The organism is Nitrospirota bacterium (assembly GCA_040757595.1).
GTDB lineage: Bacteria > Nitrospirota > Nitrospiria > Nitrospirales > Nitrospiraceae > JBFLWP01.
In genome coordinates this window covers 24622-31231 of the sequence record JBFLWP010000024.1, presented here as the reverse complement: position 1 = coordinate 31231, position 6610 = coordinate 24622, and the positions used below count along the sequence as shown (strand labels likewise).

The 6610-nt window shown below is 60.7% G+C and carries 11 protein-coding genes; 9 read left to right on the top strand and 2 right to left on the bottom strand.

The genetic code is table 11. The features are described from left to right. The 6 genes from AB1411_16280 to AB1411_16255 all read left to right on the top strand — a co-directional run. The coding region (locus AB1411_16280) for an FAD-dependent oxidoreductase (protein ID MEW6545149.1) at positions 1-413 on the top strand (413 nt) is incomplete at its 5' end. A 507-nt stretch (positions 414-920) separates the two neighbouring features. After that, complete coding sequence (locus AB1411_16275) at positions 921-1241, top strand: nucleotidyltransferase domain-containing protein (protein MEW6545148.1); 321 nt, start codon at positions 921-923, stop codon at positions 1239-1241. Continuing rightward, entirely contained in the window at positions 1238-1624 is a 387-nt protein-coding gene (locus tag AB1411_16270; protein ID MEW6545147.1) for a HEPN domain-containing protein, read from the top strand. The genes AB1411_16275 and AB1411_16270 overlap by 4 nt, the downstream gene beginning before the upstream one ends. A gap of 1023 nt (positions 1625-2647) precedes the next feature. Then, positions 2648-3469: a hypothetical protein gene (locus AB1411_16265; protein MEW6545146.1), complete on the top strand. Its 822-nt coding sequence runs from the start codon at positions 2648-2650 to the stop codon at positions 3467-3469. Positions 3470-3646: 177 nt separating this feature from the next. Then, positions 3647-3844, top strand: coding sequence for a hypothetical protein (locus AB1411_16260; GenBank protein ID MEW6545145.1), 198 nt, complete (start codon positions 3647-3649; stop codon positions 3842-3844). Further along, a complete protein-coding gene (locus tag AB1411_16255) occupies positions 3820-4134 on the top strand; it encodes a type II toxin-antitoxin system RelE/ParE family toxin (protein ID MEW6545144.1) in 315 nt (104 codons plus the stop codon). Before AB1411_16260 ends, AB1411_16255 begins: the two co-directional genes overlap by 25 nt. Before the next feature lie 188 nt (positions 4135-4322). Here the strand turns inward: AB1411_16255 and AB1411_16250 are convergent, their stop codons facing one another. Both AB1411_16250 and AB1411_16245 read right to left on the bottom strand, forming a co-directional pair. Beyond that, positions 4323-4712: a protein-tyrosine phosphatase family protein gene (locus tag AB1411_16250; protein ID MEW6545143.1), complete on the bottom strand. Its 390-nt coding sequence runs from the start codon at positions 4710-4712 to the stop codon at positions 4323-4325. Positions 4713-4846: 134 nt separating this feature from the next. Further along, complete coding sequence (locus AB1411_16245; GenBank protein MEW6545142.1) at positions 4847-5095, bottom strand: hypothetical protein; 249 nt, start codon at positions 5093-5095, stop codon at positions 4847-4849. A gap of 240 nt (positions 5096-5335) precedes the next feature. On the opposite strand from AB1411_16245, the gene AB1411_16240 reads away from it, so the two are divergent. From AB1411_16240 to AB1411_16230, 3 genes are all read left to right on the top strand, one after another. Further along, entirely contained in the window at positions 5336-5674 is a 339-nt protein-coding gene (locus AB1411_16240) for a nucleotidyltransferase domain-containing protein (GenBank protein ID MEW6545141.1), read from the top strand. Continuing rightward, positions 5664-5915 carry a HEPN domain-containing protein gene (locus tag AB1411_16235; GenBank protein MEW6545140.1) on the top strand — a complete coding sequence of 84 codons (252 nt, stop codon included), beginning with the start codon at positions 5664-5666 and terminating at the stop codon, positions 5913-5915. The genes AB1411_16240 and AB1411_16235 overlap by 11 nt, the downstream gene beginning before the upstream one ends. Positions 5916-6049: 134 nt before the next feature. Beyond that, positions 6050-6529: a nuclear transport factor 2 family protein gene (locus tag AB1411_16230; protein MEW6545139.1), complete on the top strand. Its 480-nt coding sequence runs from the start codon at positions 6050-6052 to the stop codon at positions 6527-6529. Positions 6530-6610 lie beyond the last annotated feature (81 nt).

The window sequence follows — 6610 nt, the reverse complement described above, 5'->3', positions numbered from 1 at the left end:
ACGCCCACGAGGAGGGCTGCGACCGGCAGTGGAGCGTCTCGACGACCAAGTTCTCCGGCCACAACGGGCATGTCACCAAGCTGCACGCGCACCGGGTCTCCTTCGAGAACGGCAAGTTCGTGCCGGTCCCCGGCACCGAGTTCGAGATGGACGTGGATTTAGTCCTGCTCGCGATGGGCTTTACCGGCCCGGTCAAGCTGGGGCTGCTGGACAGTCTGGGCGTGAAGTACGACGCGCGGGGCAACGTGGCCACGGACGGCAACTACATGTCCAGCGTGGACGGGGTCTTCGCGGGCGGCGACGTGCGCCGGGGCGCCTCGCTGATCGTGTGGGCCATCGCCGAAGGACGCAAGATGGCCGCGGCGGTGGACCAGTACCTCCGGTCCGGCAAGTCGGCCAAAACCGCGTCGTAAGACCAGGCCCGCTCACCTCCCTTGTCCTTTCCGCTGAATGCGCGGCTGTTCACGTACCTTCCGAAGTCCATCAAAACTGACGCGGCTGACGAACGGCGGGCAGTCGGGTACCCGTTGCTCTTCGATTGCAATGGGTGATGCGGTCATGATGCGTTGAGCAGCCACGGCTGTTCCCGGCCTTACCGTTGGCCGGTCGCCTCACTGGAATAACAGAACGGCGCCCGGCACCCTTTCGGCGCTCCGACATCCCGTGCCCGCCATGCCGTCCGCCTCCAAGACCCGGCCGGCTCACCAACTCGCCGGCGTGCGCAAACGTGACGCTCGTTATTCCTCGCGTCGCGTACCCCATCCGTTCCAGTCGCTCTGAATCCAGGTACACCCCTGGCAAGTTGACACGAGGCTCCATAAAAAGTAGCCTGATCCTCATCATTCGATTCCCGAAGTCTTCCGCATCCGGAACCCTGCGGTTGCAGGTATGGAAGTCAACCGACGGGAGAGGGTAAACACGTGAGCGAGCATATTCAACGGCTTTTGAAGGAATTGAAAGAGCATCTTGGGCAGCTCTATGGAGCGAGGCTCAGGGGAGTGTATCTCTTCGGTTCCTATGCCCGTGGCGAGGCTGACGAAGCGTCAGACATGGATGTGCTGATCGTCCTGGACCGCGTGGACAACTACTCACAGGAGATCGACCGGACCGGCGAGGTGGTCTCGACGCTGTCGTTGAGGTCCGGCGTCACGATCAGCCGGGTGTTCGCCTCGGAGCAGCGCTGGCAGACGGACCAGACGAACTTCTTCCTCAATGTCCGAGAGGAAGCGGTTCCTGCATGAAAGACGAGGCCCGTAAGTTCCTGGAGAAGGCGGCTCGCACACTGCGGGCGGCGGAGAGTCTTCTGCGGGAAAGGGACTATGAATCCGCCGCGGGACGCTGCTACTACGCGATGCTGCATGCGGCTCAAGCGCTGCTCAGAGAGCGGGACCTACGCTATCGCAAGCACGCCAGCGTTCACGCGGCATATGGAGAGGCCTTTGCCAAAACGGGACTCTTGGACCCCAAATACCATCGTTGGCTCCTGGATGCCTTCGCTGACCGCCTGCGCGGAGACTACGATGTGGATGTATCCTTCGACAAGGAATCCGTGACCAAGCGGATCGACCAGGCCCGTGAATTCCTGGACGCGGCTCAGCGGTTCTTCGATGTAGGCGCATCATGAGCCCTGCGGTGGGGCCGGCCCATCCGCCAAGGCCGCCGCGTAACTTCTTTTCCGAACCCTCACGTCAACTATGCGGCTGACGAACGGCGGGCAGCCGGGTACCCGTTGCTCTTCGATTGCAATGGGTGATGCGGTCATGATGCGTTGAGCAGCCACGGCTGTTCCCGGCCTTACCGTTGGCCGGTCGCCTCATCGGAATATTAGAACGGCGCCCGGCACCCTTTCGGCGCTCCGACATCCCGCGCCCGCCTGCCGTCCGCCTCCATAGCCCATCCGGTCAGTCCGTTTTGAACCAGCCCACCCGGGCAAGTTGACACGAAGCTCCACACAAAGTCGCGGTCCCCGTATCTCCCTTCTGACCGCCTCCGACCAGGCCATCTGTGTGGAGTTGATGGCTGGATATACTGCGGGCCAATAGCTGGATACACCGCCCGGCTTCGCCGTCTATCCCAGCCTGCGGCATCTTGACAAAGTCGTACAAGGGGCGGATATTGCGGACGTTTCTCGTAGGCATGGAGACGATTCAGTGCGGGATAGACCGCGTGTGTATCCCAAGAGACCGAGCGGTTCACTTAATAGTTAGGCAGCGGAGGTGATCATGACAGTGGGCCCCACAGGTGCTTTTTTCGGGCGGCTGGCAACTATCGCTTGGCCCTATTTCTTAACGATTGCATGCCTTGCATCGTCGGCCTGCGCGTGGCAATCAGAGGCGCTAAAGGTTGGAGAGGACATGTACCAGGTTTCCGCCAACGCGTCCCCAGCCCGAGGTGGCATCACTGGAGCACGTGAAATGGTGCTCAGGAACGCAAACGCGAAGTGCGATTCGCTTGGCAAGAAGATCACTGTCACAGACATCAAGTCTGAGTGGGCCTTTCCGGCGAACGGTGTCGCAACAATCACGTTCGTGTGCAAATAACCATCTCGTGACCGGTCTAACTTCCAGTTGCACCAGTCTGCGACTCGGAGCGCTCGCTCCACCGGCTGAGCCGCACCGTTAGGTGAGGCGAGAGTGATCCGACCAACATGGCCAAGACCGAGCCCAAGAACGAACGAGCAATATGTGGCGCAGTGGCGAAGTATTTAGCCGATCGCCGGTCGGAGCAAATTGTGAGGATTGAGGGAATCGATGCTGTGGTCCGGGATCGGCCGGCTGTCGAGTGCATCTACCACACGGCCACCATTCGGTTCGCGGTGGAGCACACCCGCATCGAGAGCTTTCCAAATCAGATAGCTGAGGGAAAGCATTTCGCTTATCTCCTGGGGCCATTGGAAGCTCAACTGAACGGCAAGCTCCCTGGCGTCTATTTCTTGACCGTGGACGTCGGAGCCGTGCACGTAGCCGCGGCTAACCATGAGCAGGTGCGGGCTGCTCTAGCGACCTGGATCATAGACCACGCTGCGGCGCTGGATCCCGAAGAGGGAACCGGACCTGCAGGGAAATGCGAAATCTCAGCCACGCCGACCGGAGTGCCCTTTGAGGTCACCCTTCACCGGGACTGCGACTATGGAAGCCAATTGCTTGTCATGCAAGGGCTAGTTGGCGACCGACAACAGCAGAGACGCGAGAGTATTCGACGGTCGCTCGCCAACAAATGTCACAAGTTGCAGGCCGCCAGCGGCGCGGGCTGCGAATCAGTGTTGGTCTTGGAGTCTGACGACGTCGCGCTCGCAAGTCGCGTCGCTGTTGCCAAGGCGGTGGTTGCAGAGCTTACTGCGAGAGAGGACAAACCGGACGTGATTGTCTGGGCCAGGACGAGCACCAATCCCTGGAAGGGTTTTATCATCAAAGACGGCGACGCTCTTTATCCTGACATTGGTGCGACGTTATTTGTCCTTCGTGCATAGACTGTCGCCGCCTAACCAATGGGTGGAGCCGACCTTGCAAATTCGGCGGCTCACCCCCAGCGTTAGCCCGACGCCTTGAAGGTGGGGAGCGCAATGGCGGGGGCGATGGGGAAAAGGGAAGGGTGGCTCTATAGATGCCGCTGAGGTACAATCGGTGGCAACAGGGAGGAAGATTTCATGAGTGCAAAACAAACCGTGAGGGAGTTGCTGGACCGCTTGCCGGACGACTGCAGCTTAGATGATGTTCTCTATCATCTGTATGTCGTTCAAGAGGTTGAAAAGGGTCGTGCGGAGATCGCCGCGGGAAAGGGTGTCACGCATGAGCAGGTTGCCGCGGCTCTCCGCCGGAAATGGCAAGTCGGCGTCGACGCATAACGTGGGCTCCCAGCGCTCAGGCTGCGCTGGACGCGGCACTCGACTATATCGCTCAAGACTCGATGGGCGGGGCGCAGAAGATCCTTCACGCGGCCCTCGCTCTCGCAGATTCACTCGAGACGCTGAGCGAGCGCGGTCGTGTGGTTCCCGAGCTCCAGAATCCCGCCATCCGCGAAGTTTTCGTGCATTCTTATCGCCTCATCTATGAAGTCCGAGAATCCGAAATCGAAGTCGTCGCCTTTCTCCACGGGGCGCGGGACTTCGTCCGCTGGCTCGGAGAGCAGTCCTAAGTGGGAAAAGTACCGAGGTGGGAAAGGTAGCAGGAGTCTTTTCCCGGAGATGGGAATTTCAGCGGCGGGGGTGGCCGGCGCGCTTGTTGCGGGAAGTAGGCCGGGCTGCCAACCATTTCTTGTTCTTGAACAAGGCCTGGCTTATCTCGTCGTCAGCGGGCAGCAACTCTTCCGCGCGTATGCCTTGATCAGTGACGAACGGCACTGATTTGAGGCGCAAGACTATTCACCCACTCGCGCTGTTCGGCTGTCTCCGGAACCGGCAGTCCCCGCACGTGGCTAATTCGCTCAAACGCGGTGTCGGCGGTCTCGCCTGTGGCGATGAGAAGACATGCCGCGATGACGGCTGATCGACCGATCCCCTGCCGACAATGGATTCCCACGGTCTTTCCGGCAGTCAAGCGGTGCTCCAGTTCCCTTAGCAAGTTCAACGTCTTGTCGCGTGACGCAGGAACTCCACGATCGGCGATGGGGAACGAGTAGAATTCGATGCCGTTTGTGCGACACAGTTCAGCTTCTTTGACGAGGTCAAGCTCTGCCTCCTCGCCAGGCTCGAGGAACGACACCAGCGTGTTCACCCCGACACGCATCCACGAACGGACATCGCCCTCCAGCCAACCTCCACCGCGAGGGCGAGTGAGAATGGCGAGTCGTCCAGCCCATGCTCCTGGTATCAGATAAAACGACGCACTCACAAACTCACTCCCACGCTTCAGGGCGGCTCCTTCTTCGGAATGACCTCGCGTGGCAACGCGTCAATGTCAACGCCCCGATCACGCAGCACTTGAAGGCGATGATGCCCATCCATCACTGTTCCATCCTCGCGGGCCTTCAGTGAACCGGGTTTGCCAGGCTCCAAAGACTTGATCAGTTCGTCATTGGACAGGCGCGAAAATTGTGAGATCTTCGTCTGGCTCAGCACGGCCTGTGCGTGCAAGGCTTTGAGAGGCGGTTGAGTCATCGTATGCGGCGATTCTCTGCGCGTTTGGAGGACTTGTCAACAGTCCCAGGCTGTAGCTTCGGCGGATTGTATGCAGTGAACGGAGTGGCTGGTGGTCATGTTCCTTCAGTGGCCGGTTTGGGTAGAATGTTGAGCCGGGATGGTGCGGATGCTCAGCGGCGGGGGCGGCCGGCGCGCGTGCTGCGGGGCGCGCTTGTCGGACAAGTGGACAGTGCCGAGGGGATATGCTAGAGAATGCGTATGACGACAGCCTTTGCCTATCCTGCCGTGACGGACGAGTTGCTGGCTGAGGTCGTCCGGCGCATCCTCACCGCCGGCTCGCCGCAGAAAATCGTGCTGTTTGGGTCGTGGGCCAGGGGGCCGGCCCGGCCGGACAGCGATTTGGACTCGCTCATCGTTGAAGAATCCGACCTGCCGCGCTGGCGCCGCTCCGCCCGGTACCGTCGTGCCCTCTGCGGGGTCTTTCCCGCGAACGACCTGCTGGTCTGGACGCCTCAGGAAATCGACGCCTGGCGCTTGGTCCCCAACGCGTTCATCTCCACGGTGCTGCGGGAAGGCAAGCTCTTGTATGAACGATAGGCAGGCGCTGGCCAGAGGCTGGTTCCGCCAAGGCGACAGCGACCTGGCCGATGCCCGCCGCACGGTGGCGAGCGAGGGACCGTATGACACCGCCTGTTTTCATGCGCAACAGGCCGTGGAGAAATACCTGAAAGGCTATCTGGCCTGGCGGGACCAGCCGATTCCCCGCACGCACGATCTCGAAGAACTCCAACAGTTGTGCCCGCGGGTAACCTCCATATTCCGCGTCCGTTTGCTCTGACTTTGGACAGTGGTGCTGCTAAGAGGCAGAAAGGGAGTCTGGAGTCTTTTCCGGAGGTCTGAGGCGCGGTTTTACGCCGAACCACGCTCATTCGGGCGAATCGCTCGACCCGAAAGCTAACGAAGGAGCCTGACATGCCCGGCAGCGAGAGTGGGCGTCCTCCCTTTCCGCCCTTCACGAGGGAGGCCGCGATCCAGAAGGTGCGCATGGCCGAGGATGCGTGGAACACGCGCGACCCCGCACGGGTGTCGCTCGCTTACACCGTGGACAGCACGTGGCGCAACCGGTCGGAGTTTTTAAAAGGGCGCGAGGAGATCGTGCAGTTTCTCCGGCGCAAGTGGGCGAAGGAGTTGGACTACCGCCTCATCAAGGAGCTCTGGGCCTTTCACGAGGCGCGCATCGCGGTCCGCTTCGCCTATGAGTGGCACGACGACTCGGGCAACTGGTTTCGCTCCTACGGCAACGAGAACTGGGAGTTCGCCGACAACGGGCTCATGCGCCGTCGCATCGCCAGCATCAACGACCTTCCCATCAAGGAATCCGACCGCAAGTACCGCTGGCCGCTGGGCCGCCGCCCCGACGATCATCCGGGGCTGACCGATCTCGGCCTCTAGTTGAAAAAGGTGCCGGGTCCTTTCCTGAGGTTCTTCCAGCGGTCGAAGATCGAGTAGAATTGTGGTGACGCAGTCCTCTGA